The 14,159-nt window shown below is 61.2% G+C and carries 15 protein-coding genes; 10 read left to right on the forward strand and 5 right to left on the reverse strand.

Annotated elements, in window-relative coordinates:
* The 6 genes from AB6803_RS23235 to AB6803_RS23260 are packed head-to-tail and all read left to right on the forward strand — an operon-like array spanning position 1 to position 6,471.
* Positions 1–804, forward strand: coding sequence for a MetQ/NlpA family ABC transporter substrate-binding protein (locus AB6803_RS23235; protein WP_371111107.1), 804 nt, complete (start codon positions 1–3; stop codon positions 802–804).
* Positions 792–1,946, forward strand: coding sequence for a methionine ABC transporter ATP-binding protein (locus AB6803_RS23240; RefSeq protein WP_371111108.1), 1,155 nt, complete (start codon positions 792–794; stop codon positions 1,944–1,946). Before AB6803_RS23235 ends, AB6803_RS23240 begins: the two co-directional genes overlap by 13 nt.
* Positions 1,927–2,580 (forward strand): methionine ABC transporter permease, encoded by a 654-nt coding sequence (locus tag AB6803_RS23245; protein WP_371111109.1) that lies wholly within the window; start codon positions 1,927–1,929, stop codon positions 2,578–2,580. Before AB6803_RS23240 ends, AB6803_RS23245 begins: the two co-directional genes overlap by 20 nt.
* A gap of 20 nt (positions 2,581–2,600) precedes the next feature.
* Positions 2,601–3,860 (forward strand): SfnB family sulfur acquisition oxidoreductase, encoded by a 1,260-nt coding sequence (locus AB6803_RS23250; protein ID WP_371111110.1) that lies wholly within the window; start codon positions 2,601–2,603, stop codon positions 3,858–3,860.
* A gap of 10 nt (positions 3,861–3,870) precedes the next feature.
* The gene (locus tag AB6803_RS23255) at positions 3,871–5,109 is read left to right on the forward strand and encodes an SfnB family sulfur acquisition oxidoreductase (protein WP_371111111.1); all 1,239 of its coding nucleotides are present in this window, start codon (positions 3,871–3,873) and stop codon (positions 5,107–5,109) included.
* Positions 5,110–5,121: 12 nt separating this feature from the next.
* Positions 5,122–6,471 (forward strand): LLM class flavin-dependent oxidoreductase, encoded by a 1,350-nt coding sequence (locus tag AB6803_RS23260; RefSeq protein WP_371111112.1) that lies wholly within the window; start codon positions 5,122–5,124, stop codon positions 6,469–6,471.
* 9 nt (positions 6,472–6,480) lie between these two features.
* Here the strand turns inward: AB6803_RS23260 and AB6803_RS23265 are convergent, their stop codons facing one another.
* The 3 genes from AB6803_RS23265 to AB6803_RS23275 all read right to left on the reverse strand — a co-directional run bounded on the left by AB6803_RS23265 (position 6,481) and on the right by AB6803_RS23275 (position 8,987).
* Positions 6,481–7,413, reverse strand: coding sequence for a glycoside hydrolase family 6 protein (locus AB6803_RS23265; RefSeq protein ID WP_371111113.1), 933 nt, complete (start codon positions 7,411–7,413; stop codon positions 6,481–6,483).
* A gap of 9 nt (positions 7,414–7,422) precedes the next feature.
* A complete protein-coding gene (locus AB6803_RS23270) occupies positions 7,423–7,968 on the reverse strand; it encodes a GNAT family N-acetyltransferase (RefSeq protein ID WP_371111114.1) in 546 nt (181 codons plus the stop codon).
* A 68-nt stretch (positions 7,969–8,036) separates the two neighbouring features.
* A complete protein-coding gene (locus tag AB6803_RS23275) occupies positions 8,037–8,987 on the reverse strand; it encodes a GlxA family transcriptional regulator (protein ID WP_371111115.1) in 951 nt (316 codons plus the stop codon).
* A gap of 85 nt (positions 8,988–9,072) precedes the next feature.
* On the opposite strand from AB6803_RS23275, the gene AB6803_RS23280 reads away from it, so the two are divergent.
* The 4 genes from AB6803_RS23280 (at position 9,073) to AB6803_RS23295 (ending at position 13,523) form a co-directional block, all read left to right on the forward strand.
* Positions 9,073–9,747 carry a DJ-1/PfpI family protein gene (locus tag AB6803_RS23280; protein WP_371111116.1) on the forward strand — a complete coding sequence of 225 codons (675 nt, stop codon included), beginning with the start codon at positions 9,073–9,075 and terminating at the stop codon, positions 9,745–9,747.
* Between the two features lie 240 nt (positions 9,748–9,987).
* Positions 9,988–10,998, forward strand: a complete 1,011-nt coding sequence (gene ftsZ / locus AB6803_RS23285; RefSeq protein WP_042476311.1) for a cell division protein FtsZ — start codon at positions 9,988–9,990, stop codon at positions 10,996–10,998.
* A gap of 307 nt (positions 10,999–11,305) precedes the next feature.
* The gene (locus AB6803_RS23290; RefSeq protein WP_371111117.1) at positions 11,306–12,298 is read left to right on the forward strand and encodes an alpha/beta hydrolase; all 993 of its coding nucleotides are present in this window, start codon (positions 11,306–11,308) and stop codon (positions 12,296–12,298) included.
* 391 nt (positions 12,299–12,689) lie between these two features.
* Entirely contained in the window at positions 12,690–13,523 is an 834-nt protein-coding gene (locus tag AB6803_RS23295; protein ID WP_113136651.1) for an alpha/beta fold hydrolase, read from the forward strand.
* Between the two features lie 58 nt (positions 13,524–13,581).
* On the opposite strand, the gene AB6803_RS23300 is transcribed toward AB6803_RS23295, so the two are convergent.
* Together AB6803_RS23300 and AB6803_RS23305 are read right to left on the reverse strand one after the other, a co-directional pair.
* Entirely contained in the window at positions 13,582–13,845 is a 264-nt protein-coding gene (locus AB6803_RS23300) for an Sf3a2-prov protein (protein ID WP_371111118.1), read from the reverse strand.
* Positions 13,846–13,938: 93 nt separating this feature from the next.
* Complete coding sequence (locus AB6803_RS23305) at positions 13,939–14,112, reverse strand: hypothetical protein (RefSeq protein ID WP_007692823.1); 174 nt, start codon at positions 14,110–14,112, stop codon at positions 13,939–13,941.
* Positions 14,113–14,159: the final 47 nt, after the last annotated feature.

The following is a 14,159-nucleotide window of genomic DNA, read 5'->3' on the forward strand; positions in this document are numbered from 1 at the left end:
ATGAAACTTACCATCGCAAATCTGTTTGCGGCCGCTGCTCTGCTGCTTTCCACTCAGGCCTTCGCCGAGACACTGAAGGTTGGCGTTGTGCCCGGCGTTTACGCCGATTCCATCGAGGCGCTGGTTCCGGAGGCCAAGGCAAAAGGGCTGGATATCGAGATCGTCGAGTTCAGCGACTGGACGACGCCGAATGTCGCGCTGCAGTCGGGCGACATCGACGTCAATTATTTCCAGCACAAGCCTTTCCTCGATAATGCGATCAAGGAGCGCGGCTATGATTTTACCAGCGTCGGCCAGGGCGTGCTTGCCAATATCGGCCTCTACTCGCTGAAGCATAAGGACTTTGCCAGCATTCCCGAGGGCGGCACGGTTGCCATTGCCAATGATCCGGTCAACCAGGGCCGCGGTCTGCTGCTGTTGCAGAAGGCGGGCCTTATCAAGCTTCGCGACGGTGTCGGCTTCAAGGGTACGCTGGATGATATCACCGACAACCCGAAGAAGCTGACCTTCAAGGAAATCGAAGGTCCGCAGCTCGCGCGCGTCACCGGCGACGTCGATCTGGCGCAGGGCTATCCGCATTTCATCGTTGCCGCCAAGACCTTCGATCCATCCTCCGGCCTGCTCTATTCCGGCGTGGATGACAAGCAGTTCGCGATCGTCTTCGCCGTCCGCAAGGACAAGGCGGACAATCCGGCGCTGAAGGAACTGGTTGCCCTCTACCAGAATTCCACGGCGGTTCGTGACGCGATCCACAAGGCTTTCGGTTCCGACAACAAGCTCTATACGCTGCCATGGCTGCCGTGATCGACAGCGATATCGCTCCGACCACTGTCTGGCCCGTTCCGCGCGCGGAGCGAAGCCAGACAGTGATCGAGGAGCAGGGCGCTCAGCCCGGGCAACGCCCGGGTTCCGTCGTCTTCGAGAAGGTCGGCAAGACCTATACGTCTTCGGCGGGATCGGTGCAGGCCCTGCAGGACATCAGTCTTGATATTCCGGCGGGCGCGATCTGCGGCATTATCGGGCGCAGTGGTGCAGGCAAGTCGAGCCTGCTTCGAACGATCAACCGGCTGGAGAAGCCGACCGACGGCCGCGTTCTCGTCGATGGCGAGGATATCGGCGGATATGACGAGGATACGCTGGTGGCGCTTCGCCGCCGGGTCGGCATGATCTTCCAGCACTTCAACCTGTTATCGGCCAAGACGGTGTGGGGTAATGTCGCGCTGCCGCTGATCGTGGCCGGCGTGCCGCGCCGCCAGATCGAGGAGCGCGTTGCCGAGGTTCTCGCGCTCGTCGGGCTCGAGGACAAGTGCGACACCTATCCCTCACGCCTGTCCGGTGGGCAGAAGCAGCGCGTCGGCATTGCCCGCGCTTTGGTTCATCATCCGGAAATCCTGCTGTGCGACGAGGCGACATCGGCGCTCGATCCGGAGACGACGCTGTCGATCCTGCAACTGCTGAAGGATATCAATCGCCGCCTCAACCTGACCATCGTTCTCATCACCCACGAGATGAGCGTCATCCGCGAGATCTGCGATCATGTCGTCGTCCTCGAACAGGGCAGCATGGTCGAATCCGGTCCGGTCTGGCGCGTTTTCGGCAATCCGCAACACGCCGCCACCCGCGCGCTGCTGCAGCCGCTGCATCGCGATATCCCGGAGGACCTGGCAAAGCGTCTACGGCCGGAGGCCGATCCTGCTCGCCGCGAAGATGCAATCATCGCGCTGTCCTATACGGGCGAGGGCGGCTTGGAGCCGGATATCGCCGCCATTGCCGCCGCCATTGGCGCGCCGGTGCGGCTGCTGCAAAGCTCGCTCGACCGGATCGACGGCCATGTTCACGGCCGGTTGTTGATCGCCACGCGCCGACCGGAGAGCCGGGGGCTGCCGGATCTCGACGGTTTGGCGCATGAAACAAGGATATTGGGCTATGTCGACGTTGATGTATGAACGCCTGTGGCAGGCTTTGCTCGACACCATCGTCATGGTCGGCATCTCAGCCGTGTTTGCCCTCGCGATCGGTATTCCGCTGGCAGTGTTCCTGGTGTTGTCGGGGCCTGATGGTCTTATCCATGCGCCGCGCCTCAACCGGGTGCTGGCGGCACTCATCAATGGCTTTCGCGCCACGCCCTTCATCGTGCTTCTGGTCGCCCTCTTGCCGCTGACGCGGTTGCTGACCGGCACCACGATCGGCGTCTGGGCTGCGATCGTGCCACTGTCCATCAGCGCCACACCGTTTTTCGCCCGCATTGCCGAGGTCAGCCTGCGTGAGGTCGATGGCGGGCTGATCGAGGCGGCGCAAGCGATCGGTTGCCGCCGTTGGCACATCGTTCGCCATGTGCTCTTGCCGGAAGCACTGCCCGGCATCGTCGGCGGCTTTACCATCACCATCGTCAGCATGATCGGCGCCTCCGCCATGGCGGGCGCCATCGGTGCCGGCGGCCTCGGCGACATGGCGATCCGCTACGGCTATCAACGCTACGACACGACCGTGATGGCCATGGTCATCGTCGTCCTCATCGCGCTCGTCTGCCTCGTGCAGTTCACTGGCGACTATGCCGTTAGCCGCCTGCGGGCACGCTGACGTTTTCTCAGGAGTTTTCCATGACCGATGCCTACCCCACGGGCTCGAACACTATATCCACCGAAACGACGGAACCACGCCGGCCGGCACCACCCTGGCCGCCCCGGCTGATCGAAACTGACGATCAGGCGATCAAGGCTGCCGAGGTGCTGGCCGAGAAATTCCGGGCGGGGGCGTCCGAGCGTGACCGCGAACGGCGGCTCCCCTGGGAGGAGATCGATCTCTATACCGAAAGCGGCCTCGGCGGCATCACCGTCCCGAATGCCTATGGCGGCGCCGAAGTGTCCCATGTCACGCTCGCCAAGGTCTTTGAGATCCTCTGTGCCGCCGATCCGGCGCTCGGCCAGATCCCGCAGAACCAGTTCGGCGTGCTGTCGCTGTTGCGCGAGATCGGTACCGAAGAGCAGAAGCGCCGCTTCTATGGCGATATTCTCCGGGGCTATCGCATCGGCAATGCCGGGCCGGAACGCGGCCGGAATGCCGTCAATGTCAGCACCACGCGTCTGCGCCAGACGCCTGATGGACTACGGCTGACGGGTCGGCGTTTCTATTCGACAGGAGCACTGTTCGCGCACTGGATCCCGACACGCGCTGTCGATGACGAGGGCTGCGCGGTTCAGGTCTGGGCGCCCTATGACGCCAGCGGCGTCAACGTCATCGACGACTGGTCTTCCTTTGGCCAGCGGACGACGGCGAGCGGCACGGTAGAATTCACCGATGTTGCCATTGGCAGCGAACAGGTTTTCCCCGTCTGGCAGCTTGCCGACCGTCCGGGCATCACCGGCCCGGTCTCGCAGCTCATCCAGGTGGCGATCGATGCCGGCATCGCCAGGGCCGCGATCGAGGATACGGTCGCTTTCGTCAGGGACTATGCTCGCCCGTGGATGGATTCCGGTCTGCAATCGGCAAGCGACGATCCGACCATCATCCACGAGATCGGCCATCTCTACACCGAACTGCATGCCGCGCAGGCATTGCTCTACGCCGCCGGCGAGGTGCTGGACGAGGTAGCGCGTGCGCCGATCACCGAGGCGTCCAGTGCGCGGGCGTCGGCAGCGGTTGCGGAAGCGAAGATCCTGACGACGGAGATTGCGCTCGAAGCGACCGAGAAGCTGTTCGATCTGGCGGGCTCGGCGGCAACCCGCGCCGGGCACAATCTCGACCGGCACTGGCGCAATGCGCGGGTGCATACGCTGCATGATCCGGTGCGCTGGAAATATCACCTGCTTGGCAATTACCAGCTCAACGGTGTCTTTCCAGCCCGCCATCAGTGGAATTAGGAGCGTCGACATGACTGAGATCAACTCCCCCAAGCCGGTTTCACCCGCGCCGCCGCCAAGCCGGCCGGCCGATATTATCCGTGACGATGCTCAGGCGCGTGAGGTCGCGGAACGTCTTGCCACCGATTTTGCGGCAAGCGCCTCATCGCGGGATAGCGAGCGGCTTCTGCCCTGGACAGAACTCGATCTGTACAGCACCAGCGGCCTCTGGGGGATCACCGTTCCCCGTGAGTATGGCGGGGCGGGCGTCTCGGCGAAGACCGTCGCGCAGACGATCGTCGCCATCGGTGCCGCGGACGGATCGCTGTCGCAGATTCCGCAGAACCATTACTACGCGCTGGAGGTGCTTCGCGTCGGCGGGAGCGCGGAACAGAAGGCTTTTTTCTACGAGCGCGTGCTGGCCGGCGAGCGGCTGGGCAATGCGCTCGCCGAAATCGGTCAGCGCGATTTCAAGCGCCGCACGCGGCTCGTGCGCGATCCGGGTGGCTGGTATGTCGATGGAAAGAAGTTCTATTGCACCGGCGCGATCTACGCTCATTGGATTCCGACCCTCGTCGTTGCCGAGGAAGACGGCGCACCTGTCACCTATCTCGCCTTCGTGCCCCGGGATGCGCCGGGCGTCACCATCCATGACGACTGGGATGGTTTCGGGCAGCGTGTGACCGGCAGCGGCACGGTGTTGTTCGAGCGGGTCAGTATAGAACCGGAATGGGTCCTCCCGTTCCAGGCTTCCTTCGAACGGCCGACGACCATTGGGCCGTTTGCGCAGATCATGCATGCGGCCATCGATCTCGGCATCGGCTTCGGTGCCTATCAGGAGATGCTGCGCTTCATCCGTGAGCGCGCCCGTCCCTGGCTGGATGCCAAGGTGGAGCGCGCCACCGAGGATCCCCTGACGCTGCATCAGGTCGGCAATGTCTGGCTGCGGCTGCGGGCGGCGCAGGCGCTGCTTGATCGTGCCGCGGCGGAGGTCGATGCAGCGCGGGCCGATATGACGGAAGAGAGCGTCGCGCGTGCCTCGATCGCCGTGGCGGAAGCAAAAATCCTGGCGACGAAGGCCGGGTTGCTGGCCGCTAACAAGCTGTTCGAACTGTCCGGCACGTCTTCGACGCTGGTGGAGGACAATCTCGATCGTTACTGGCGCAATGTGCGCACGCACACGCTGCACGATCCCGTTCGTTGGAAATATCAGGCGGTCGGCAACTACTACCTGAACGGCAAGCTGCCGCCGCGCCACGGCGCGATCTAGGTCATCGATGCCATGAAAAAGCAGATCCTCCTGAATGCCTTCAACATGAACTCCGTCGGCCATATCAATCATGGCCTCTGGACACACCCGCGCGACCGATCGGATCAGTACAAGACACTCGACTACTGGACCTCGCTTGCCAAGACGCTGGAACGTGGCCTGTTCGACGGCATATTCCTCGCCGATATCGTCGGCGTCTATGACGTCTATCAGAACTCCGTCGACCTGACGCTGCGCGAATCCATCCAGCTTCCGGTCAACGATCCACTACTCTTGGTGTCCGGCATGGCGGCGGTGACGCGCCATCTCGGCTTCGGCATTACCGTCAACCTCAATTCCGAAGCGCCTTATCTCTTCGCCCGCCGTATGTCGACACTCGATCACCTGACGGGTGGCCGCGTCGGCTGGAACATCGTTACTGGTTATCTCGATAGCGCCGCACGCGCCCTCGGCCAGGATGGGCAGGCGGATCACGACTCGCGCTATGATCGCGCCGACGACTATCTGGAGGTGCTCTACAAGCTCTGGGAAGGAAGCTGGGATGATGACGCGGTGCGCGCCGACCGGCAGGCGCGTATTTTCGCCGATCCGGCCAAGGTCCGGCCGATCCATCATCGCGGCCCCTTCTATCAGGTCGACGGCTATCATCTCTCCGAGCCGTCCATCCAACGGACGCCGGTGCTCTATCAGGCGGGCACGTCGGGGCGCGGCCGCCAGTTCGCCGCGAGGCATGCCGAATGCGTGTTCATCACCGCGACCGACAAGACCGCGGCACGGAATACATCGCGCATTCTAAGGCAGGCGGTTGTCGATGCGGGACGACGGCCGGAGGACGTGAAGATATTTGTCGGGATTACCGTGATCCCGGACCACTCGCGGCGGGCGGCGCGAGAAAAATACGAAGACTATCTGCGCCACGCGAGCCCGGAAGCAGGACTGGCGCATTTCGCGGCCAGCACCGGCATCGATTTTTCCCGCTACGAGCTGGACGACCCGATTTCCTACGGCACGTCGAATGCCATCCAGTCGGCAACGCAACTCGCGCAGCAGCGTGGCTGGACGAAGCGGCAATTGCTTAAGGAACTGGCCGTCGGCGGCCGTTATCCCGTCATAGTCGGCGATGCTACTGAGATTGCCGATGAGCTCGAAAGCTGGATCATCGAAGGCGAGATCGACGGGTTCAATCTGACGCGAACGGTGACGCCGGAGAGCTACGAGGACTTCATCGACATCGTCGTGCCTGCCCTGCAGGATCGCGGTCTCTACAAGACGGCTTACGCCGAGGGATCACTGCGTAACCGGATCTTCCGCGAGGGCGATCGATTGCCGGCGCGGCATACGGCTGCGAGTTTTCGCCCGTAGGCGGTTCAGTTAGTTGCCATCAATCAACCGGACAGCCAGCTCCGGGCTGAAAAATCCGGCGCGCCAGGACGACCCTATCCCGCATTTACCGTCGGAATTGCCCGGCACCTTGACCCAGGCAAGCAATATCTGGTCGCTGAGGAAATGGGTTCTCTCGCCAAGCCTGGCGCCTGGGGGATTGCACCATTGACCGTGGGATCCATCGCCGTTTCGGCTGGTGTCGATGACGACCGCTTCGGGGTGGCCGAGTTGATCGGCCAAGGCGGCGTTGACGGTCTTTGCATAGGCTACGGATTCCTCGGTCGTGTAGAAATTCGACACGTTTAACGCAAAGCCTTTCGCATCACCTATGCCGGCTTCAACCAGACGGGCGGCCATCGTCGCGGCGGGAATCCAGTGCGCATTGCCGGCATCGAGATAAATATCGGCCGCCGGCGCATTGAGATGAAGGCGTGAAACCGCATAGCGTAGTAACGCGAGGCGCGTCTGGCGCAGGTCAACGGTTTTCAGGCAATCAATCTGGGCGACCGAGTCCGGCTCGACGATGACGATTGCCGTCCGCTTGCCGATGCCTTGCGAGAAGCTGTCGATCCAGCGGCGATAGGCAGAGGTGTCGCCAGCCCCGCCGGCCGACTCTCCGGCACAGTCCCGGTTGGGAATATCGTAGGCAACGAGAATTGGCGTCTGACCTGCCGTTGCGGCCTTATCGACAAACGCCGCTACCGCCAAACGGATATCGCCACTCCAGTCGCCGAACCAACGCGCTGTGGGCACGGTCGCAATCGACGTGGCGATCTTGGCGGCACGGGGATCATCCGGATGTTGGCGAACCCAGATGGCAGGGGTCGAGCCTGCATCGACATAAAAGCTATCGGCGGCGCGCGTTTCCTGGGTCGCGAAGAGAAATGCTACAGCAATGAAAATCAAGTGCTTGAGCCGCATTCCTAACACCTAACTGGAGGGGCGCTCGATCCGATAGAGCACGTGCGGGCGCAGGATATGGCCCGGCGGAACTGTCGTATCCTCAAAATCGGCGCCTTCCACATGCACCATGCCGATCTTCTCCATAGCGCGGCGTGACGGAAGGTTGATGGTCGATGTGTAGCCGATCACCTCTTTTGCCTGCAATTCCTCCCACGCGAAGTCGAGGCAACAATGGCTAGCTTCTGTCGCATAGCCCTGACGCCAATAGGCGCGCCCGAGAATCCAGCCGATCTCAATCGGGAAGTTGCCGGGAACTTCGGGGCCGGGACGCGATAACCCCGCTCCACCAATCAATGCGCCGTCCGCCTTGCGCTCGACGGCAAGAAAGCCGAACCCTTCGCTCGCCAACAGTTCATTGGCTTCATCGATCATCGCGTCCGTTTCCGCAGGCGTGAGCAGGCTTGGATAATAATATTGTCGCGTTTCGGGATCGGCGTTGATGGCGGCGAATGGTGCGCGATCCCGGTCTTGCCAGGGCCGGAAGATCAGCCGTGAGGTTTCCAAGGTAAGCATGGCATCCTTCGATCGGGAAGTCTTTGTCAGGCAAATGCCTCAATGCAAAATCTTGTCGCACAGCTAAACTACCCGAAATGGTCACGAAAGGCTTGCGGCGTTGTGCCAAAGCTTCTCAGAAAGCTTCGCCGCAGGGTTTCCTCCGAACCGAAGCCGCAGCGCATGCGCGCCTGACGGACGGAAACGCCCTGTTCCAGAAGACGGCGCACTGCCTCCACGCGAATATCCTCGACCGCCCTGGCCGGTGTACGTCCCGTCGCCTGGCGATAATGTCGTGAGAAGCTGCGTGCGCTCATGTTGGCCTGATCGGCAAGGGCCGGCAACGAGAGGTCCGCTCGCAGATTGTCCATGATCCATCCGTGCAGGCGATCGAAGCGCTCGCCGCCCTCCTGCAGCGTCAGCATGGTGCTGAACTGCGCCTGGCCGCCCGGCCGCTTCAGGAAGACGACGAGCTCGCGCGCAACGGCGAGGGCCAGTTTTCGGCCGAGATCAGCCTCGACAAGCGCCAATGTCAGATCGATGCCGGCGGTTACGCCCGCCGACGTCCATATCTCTCCATCCTGAATGAAGATCGGATCCGGCTCCAGCTTCACATTGGGAAAGCGTTTGGAAAATTCCTCGCAGCGATGCCAATGCGTCACCGCGCGTTTGCACTCCAGCAGGCCCGCTTCGGCGAGAAGAAAGGCACCGCTGCAAACCGACGCCGTTCGCCGCGCCCTTGCCGAGCGCCGGCGGATCCAGTCGATGAGAGTTGCGTCCTCGCACGCCTTGTTCACGCCCCGCCCGCCCGCGACGATCAAAGTATCGATCTCGATATCATTGTTGGGCAGCGCCGCGGTCGCAAGCGTGAGGCCCGAGGTCGTTCCGGTCTGTGCGCTCGCCGCGACCGTGATCGCGTCATAGGGTCTTGGCAGACTTGCTGCGAGGGCCGCCTCATTGGCACTGGTAAACACCTGCAGTGGCCCGGTTATGTCGAGCAGCTGGGCGTTTTCGAAGGCGAGAATTTCGATGCGGCGCATGGTTTGGCTCAAAATGAGGGTAGTTTGGCAAATGCGCCAGATTGTGATCGCGTAAGCTTGTCGAAGTCAACCTTTGGAGATGAATATGACCATCCGCTTCGGCCTGCTCACCTTTCCCGGCGTTCAGCAACTTGATTTGACAGGGCCTTACGAGGTCTTCGCCTCGACGGAAGGCGCGGAGGTCCATCTGATCTGGAAGGATGTCGCGCCGATCATTTCGGCGACGAAACTGGTGCTGCAGCCGACGACGACGTTCGAGGATTGCCCCCAGTTCGACGTCATCTGCATACCAGGCGGTAGCGGCGTCAACGCGCTGCTCGAAGATGCGACCGTTTTGTCCTTTATCCGCGCACAAGCAGCGCAAGCACGTTTCGTGACCTCGGTCTGCACGGGCTCCCTCGTTCTCGGCGCGGCCGGCCTGCTCAAGGGCAGGAAGGCAACGACGCATTGGAATGCCCATGATTTTCTCGCCCATTTCGGGGCTATCCCGACCGCGGGCCGCATCGTTCGGGACGGAAATCTGATCACGGCCGGCGGGGTGACGGCCGGTATCGACTTCGGGCTGGCTGTCGTCGCAGCCCTGCGCGGCCAGGAGGAAGCCGAGATGATTCAGCTCTCGCTGGAATACGCGCCGGCGCCGCCATTCCATTCGGGGACGCCGGAAGAGGCGACAGCCGAGGTGCTTGCCGAGGTAAGGCAACGTCTGGCTGGCTCGCGGTCTGCGCGAGAGGCCATCCTCGCCCGCCTGGCCTCGATCTAACCTCAGCCGGCTGAGAATTGCGTTGGTCGCTGCGGGCTCCCGGTGTTTGATCCGGGGGCTCGCGCTTTAACATGCCGACCGTCGCCATGCATTAAATTCATTATCTTGTGGACGTCGCCCAGCATATGCCGCAATGCTCACGCGTTCCTCATCAGGATCGTTATGCTCTCGCGAATCGCTTTATGCCAGTTCCCGCGAATGGCAGGTGATCGCGATTGAAATTGATTGAAGGGGACTCCCATGGCCGACATCCGCACATCCTTATCCGAAGTGATACCGAAGATTTCCATCGTCGGTGTCGGCGGCGGCGGCGGCAACGCGATCAACAATATGATCGCGGAAGAGCTTCAGGGCGTTGAATTCATTGCGGCAAACACGGATGCGCAAGCGCTCGCGATGTCGAGCGCAGCGCGGCGCATTCAGCTCGGGACTCAGGTGACCGAAGGTCTCGGCGCCGGCTCCCTGCCGGAAATCGGACGCGCTGCTGCCGAGGAATCCATCGATGAAATCATGGACCACCTCCGCGGCACGCATATGTGCTTCATCACGGCCGGGATGGGTGGCGGCACCGGTACGGGTGCAGCCCCGATCATCGCGCAAGCGGCGCGCGAGGCGGGGATCCTCACGGTAGGCGTCGTCACCAAGCCCTTTACGTTCGAAGGCAACCGGCGCATGCGGACCGCCAACGAGGGTATCGAGCGGCTGCGCGAAAGCGCGGACACCGTCATTGTCATTCCAAACCAGAACCTGTTTCGCATTGCGGATGCCACGACCACCTTCGCGAATGCCTTCGTGACTGCGGACCGCGTCCTGTTTGCTGGTGTCAGCTGCATCACGGATCTGATCGTCAAGGAAGGCCTCATCAACCTCGACTTCGCCGACGTCAAATCCGTCATGCGCGGAATGGGCCGAGCCATGATGGGGACGGGTGAGGCGAGCGGAGAGGGCCGTGCGCTGAGGGCGGCAGAGGCTGCCGTCGCCAACCCGCTTCTTGACGATATGAGCATGAAGGGCGCGCGGGGCGTGCTGATCTCCATTTCCGGCGGCACGGACATGACGCTGTTTGAGGTGGATGAGGCCGCAAGCCGCATACGCGACGAAGTCCTCGATGATGCCGATATCGTTGTCGGCGCGATCTTCGACAGAACCCTTGATGGCGTGTTCCGGGTGTCGGTCGTTGCAACGGGTCTCGATGGGTTCGCAGCCTCGGGCAATCTCTCCGAGGCTATGAGAAGCCAAAGCGCTCAGTAAAGATTACTTCGGACCGTTCGAGGCGAGAGATAGGAAGAGGAGAAACCTCGGGTGGCGTATCCGGGGATGGAGAGCTGTGCCTTCAGCCATTTGCGATCATCGAGCTATTCGCTCTGGCTGAGACGGCGCGCTCCCGCCTGTCATGCTGCTTTGAAAAATAGACGGTATCCAGAGCTGAAGACAGACGAAGCTGTTGGCAGTTGCAACCGAACAGAGCAATATTGCCTTCAGGCTGGGTAGCGGAAAGGTCAATCGTGTGAATGGGCGTCGGTCATTTCTCTTTATGCTCCCTTTCTTGACAAGGTTGATGGCAGCGCTGGCGGTGACCGTCCCCTTGGGGCTGCTTGGTTCACCCGCCCAGGCTCTCGAGTCAGTACCACCGACGCAGGTCTCGAACGATCAGATCGATAAGCTGATCGCGACACTGCATCAAACTTACGACGGCATACAGGACCTCCGCCAGCGGCGCGGCGCCTTCGAGAGGTTGATGGCATCCACGCCGGATCCGACGCGCGTCCAGATCCGTCATGCGGATGTCAACGGAGTTGAGGCCGATCTGATCTGGCCAGCGCGGCTGCATCATCCGCTCGGCCGGCGGGCGATCCTCTATCTCCATGGCGGTGGCTTCTATAGCGGTTCGTTGAGAACGCATCGCAATATTGCCGGCTCTCTTGCGAAGGCCGCATCCGCCGATGTCCTGCTCATAGACTATCGTCTCACGCCGGAACATGGTTTCCCTGCCCAGGTCGATGACGCGCTGGCGGCCTATCGCTGGCTTCTCGCCTCGGGGTATCGAGCGGAAAATATCGTGGTTGCCGGCGAATCCGTCGGCGGAACCCTGGCGATCGAGGTCACCCTCAGGCAGCTCCGGCTCAAGGGGCCTTTGCCGGCGGCGGTGGTGGCGATGAGCCCGGTGACCGATTTTGCCCTGACGGGCGCCTCGATGACCGCGAATGCCGGGAGCGATCCTTTCATGGGCAAGGGCGAGCTGGAGTTGATACGCAAGGCCTATATCGGCGATCGATCCCCGGTGAATTGGGAGAGGTCACCGCTTTATGCCAATATGACCGGCTTTCCGCCGCTGCTGCTGCAAGTCGGTTCGCGTGAGGCGCTGCTGGACGATACGCTGCGCCTGGAGGACAAGGCGCGTCGGGCAGGGGTCGATGTCACCGTCGAAGTCTGGCCCGGCATGATCCACCAGTGGCAGGTCTTTCCATTCTGGATTGACGATGCGAGGAAATCGAACGGAAGAGTGGCCGAATTCGCCATCGCGCATTTCGCGGACAAGCCCGCACAGTAGTCATCGTTACCTGACACAATCAGCCGGAAGCATCCTCCAGACCAAGTGCATCGCGTAGGGGCTGGGCCCGATGATTCCATGCGTTCAGTCGTTCAGGCATCATGCCGGAGTGCTGATTGCTGCTCAATTTATTATTGCACGATATGATATTGCGATAAATTTCTTATGGACAACAATTCGAATTGGCTCTACATAGATAAATATCGCAATAACAAATCGTGCGATATATAAATGATTGGAGATTGAAATGAGCAACTCGATCAATCAAGCTACCCGCCGGGGCGTTATGACGGCCGGACTAGGTCTGGCCGCCACGGCGGCTGTCATGCCCTTCGCTCAACCCGCACAAGCCTCTGCAACAAAGCAGTCTTCGAAAGGGAAGGATACCACTATGAGCAGCAACACCATTACGACCAAGGACGGAACCCAGATCTTCTACAAGGATTGGGGAACAGGCCAGCCCATCGTATTTCACCACGGCTGGCCGCTGAGCGCCGACGACTGGGATGCTCAGATGCTGTTTTTCCTCGACAAGGGTTTCCGCGTCATCGCCCATGATCGCCGCGGCCACGGCCGCTCGAGCCAGACGGCAACCGGCAACGAGATGGATACCTATGCCGCCGATGTCGCGGCATTGGCCGAGCACCTCGACCTGAAGGGCGCCATTCATGTGGGACATTCGACCGGCGGCGGCGAAGTTGCCCGCTACGTCGCGCAATATGGCGGCCATGGCCGCGTCTCCAAAGCAGTGCTGATCGGTGCCGTGCCGCCGATCATGGTGAAGTCGGAGAAGAATCCGGGCGGCCTGCCGCTCGAGGTCTTCGACGGTTTCCGTTCGGCACTGGTTGCCAACCGCGCCCAGTTCTTCCGTGATATTCCGGCTGGCCCGTTCTACGGCTTCAATCGTCCGGGTGCTAATGTCTCGCAGGGCGTTGTCGACAATTGGTGGCGCCAGGGCATGATGGGCGGCGCCAAGGCCCATTATGATTGCATCAAGGCCTTCTCGGAAACCGATTTCACCGAGGACCTGAAGAAGATCGATGTGCCGGTCCTGGTGATGCATGGTGACGACGACCAGATCGTGCCGATCGCGGATTCCGCTCTTCTGTCCGCCAAGCTGCTCAAGAAGGGCACGCTGAAGGTCTATAAGGGCTTCCCGCACGGCATGGCCACCACCCATGCGGATGTCATCAACGCCGATCTGCTCGAGTTCTTCAAGGCGTAACAATCTCTAGAAAAAACAGAGCGCTCGCTTTCGAGCGGGCGCTCTGCCGTCGGCCGTTTTAACCGGGCGGCTTATCGTTGCTTCTGACCTTCTGTGCATCCAGATAGCCGTGGTCGAATGCTTTGGCGCTGCTACTATCTTCGGGATAAGGATTCTTGTCGGTGGCAGCTTTCCGTTTTCCGGCTTCGAAGCCGCGGGCATAGGCAGTCGAGTCATCATCCCTGGCGATCTTCGGCGGTTCCACCGAAGGCGGCTGAAGGGGATTTGGAAGGCCAGTTTCCGGGGCCGGGATCGGCGGCGATGTCGGATCATACTTTGCCATGTGTTTCTCCTCTTGTGAGAAAACGTCATGGCGGGATCCTGGTTCCCTTGGGAACACCCATCTCTACCCATTAAGCCCAGATCGCGTGCGGTATTATCGATCCAGCTTGAGCGAAAGCTGCACGGCGCGCGGCAAGGGCGGTAGCGGCCGGCTGATGTCGACGCGGCGTTTCCACGCGGCGAGTCGTTCCTGCTCGCGTTGCCGCAAGGCTTTCGAAACTGCGACGAATGTCATGGCACGCTCTATGACTTGCTGTGTGTCAGTCATGGATATCTCCATATGTTCACTGTATGTTCTCATATTGAGCGTAGATA

The organism is Rhizobium sp. RCC_161_2, from assembly GCF_041355235.1.
Classification (GTDB): Bacteria; Pseudomonadota; Alphaproteobacteria; order Rhizobiales; family Rhizobiaceae; genus Rhizobium.

Excerpts from the sequence above, each read along its gene's own strand:
- AB6803_RS23300 (WP_371111118.1), bottom strand. The coding sequence starts at position 13,845 with ATGGCAAAGTATGATCCGACATCGCCGCCGATCCCGGCCCCGGAAACT.
- AB6803_RS23290 (WP_371111117.1), top strand. The coding sequence starts at position 11,306 with ATGGCAGCGCTGGCGGTGACCGTCCCCTTGGGGCTGCTTGGTTCACCC.
- AB6803_RS23255 (WP_371111111.1), top strand. The coding sequence starts at position 3,871 with ATGACTGAGATCAACTCCCCCAAGCCGGTTTCACCCGCGCCGCCGCCA.
- AB6803_RS23260 (WP_371111112.1), top strand. The coding sequence starts at position 5,122 with ATGAAAAAGCAGATCCTCCTGAATGCCTTCAACATGAACTCCGTCGGC.
- AB6803_RS23305 (WP_007692823.1), bottom strand. The coding sequence starts at position 14,112 with ATGACTGACACACAGCAAGTCATAGAGCGTGCCATGACATTCGTCGCA.
- AB6803_RS23280 (WP_371111116.1), top strand. The coding sequence starts at position 9,073 with ATGACCATCCGCTTCGGCCTGCTCACCTTTCCCGGCGTTCAGCAACTT.
- AB6803_RS23245 (WP_371111109.1), top strand. The coding sequence starts at position 1,927 with ATGTCGACGTTGATGTATGAACGCCTGTGGCAGGCTTTGCTCGACACC.
- AB6803_RS23240 (WP_371111108.1), top strand. The coding sequence starts at position 792 with ATGGCTGCCGTGATCGACAGCGATATCGCTCCGACCACTGTCTGGCCC.
- AB6803_RS23275 (WP_371111115.1), bottom strand. The coding sequence starts at position 8,987 with ATGCGCCGCATCGAAATTCTCGCCTTCGAAAACGCCCAGCTGCTCGAC.
- AB6803_RS23295 (WP_113136651.1), top strand. The coding sequence starts at position 12,690 with ATGAGCAGCAACACCATTACGACCAAGGACGGAACCCAGATCTTCTAC.
- AB6803_RS23265 (WP_371111113.1), bottom strand. The coding sequence starts at position 7,413 with ATGCGGCTCAAGCACTTGATTTTCATTGCTGTAGCATTTCTCTTCGCG.
- AB6803_RS23250 (WP_371111110.1), top strand. The coding sequence starts at position 2,601 with ATGACCGATGCCTACCCCACGGGCTCGAACACTATATCCACCGAAACG.
- AB6803_RS23235 (WP_371111107.1), top strand. The coding sequence starts at position 1 with ATGAAACTTACCATCGCAAATCTGTTTGCGGCCGCTGCTCTGCTGCTT.
- AB6803_RS23270 (WP_371111114.1), bottom strand. The coding sequence starts at position 7,968 with ATGCTTACCTTGGAAACCTCACGGCTGATCTTCCGGCCCTGGCAAGAC.
- ftsZ (WP_042476311.1), top strand. The coding sequence starts at position 9,988 with ATGGCCGACATCCGCACATCCTTATCCGAAGTGATACCGAAGATTTCC.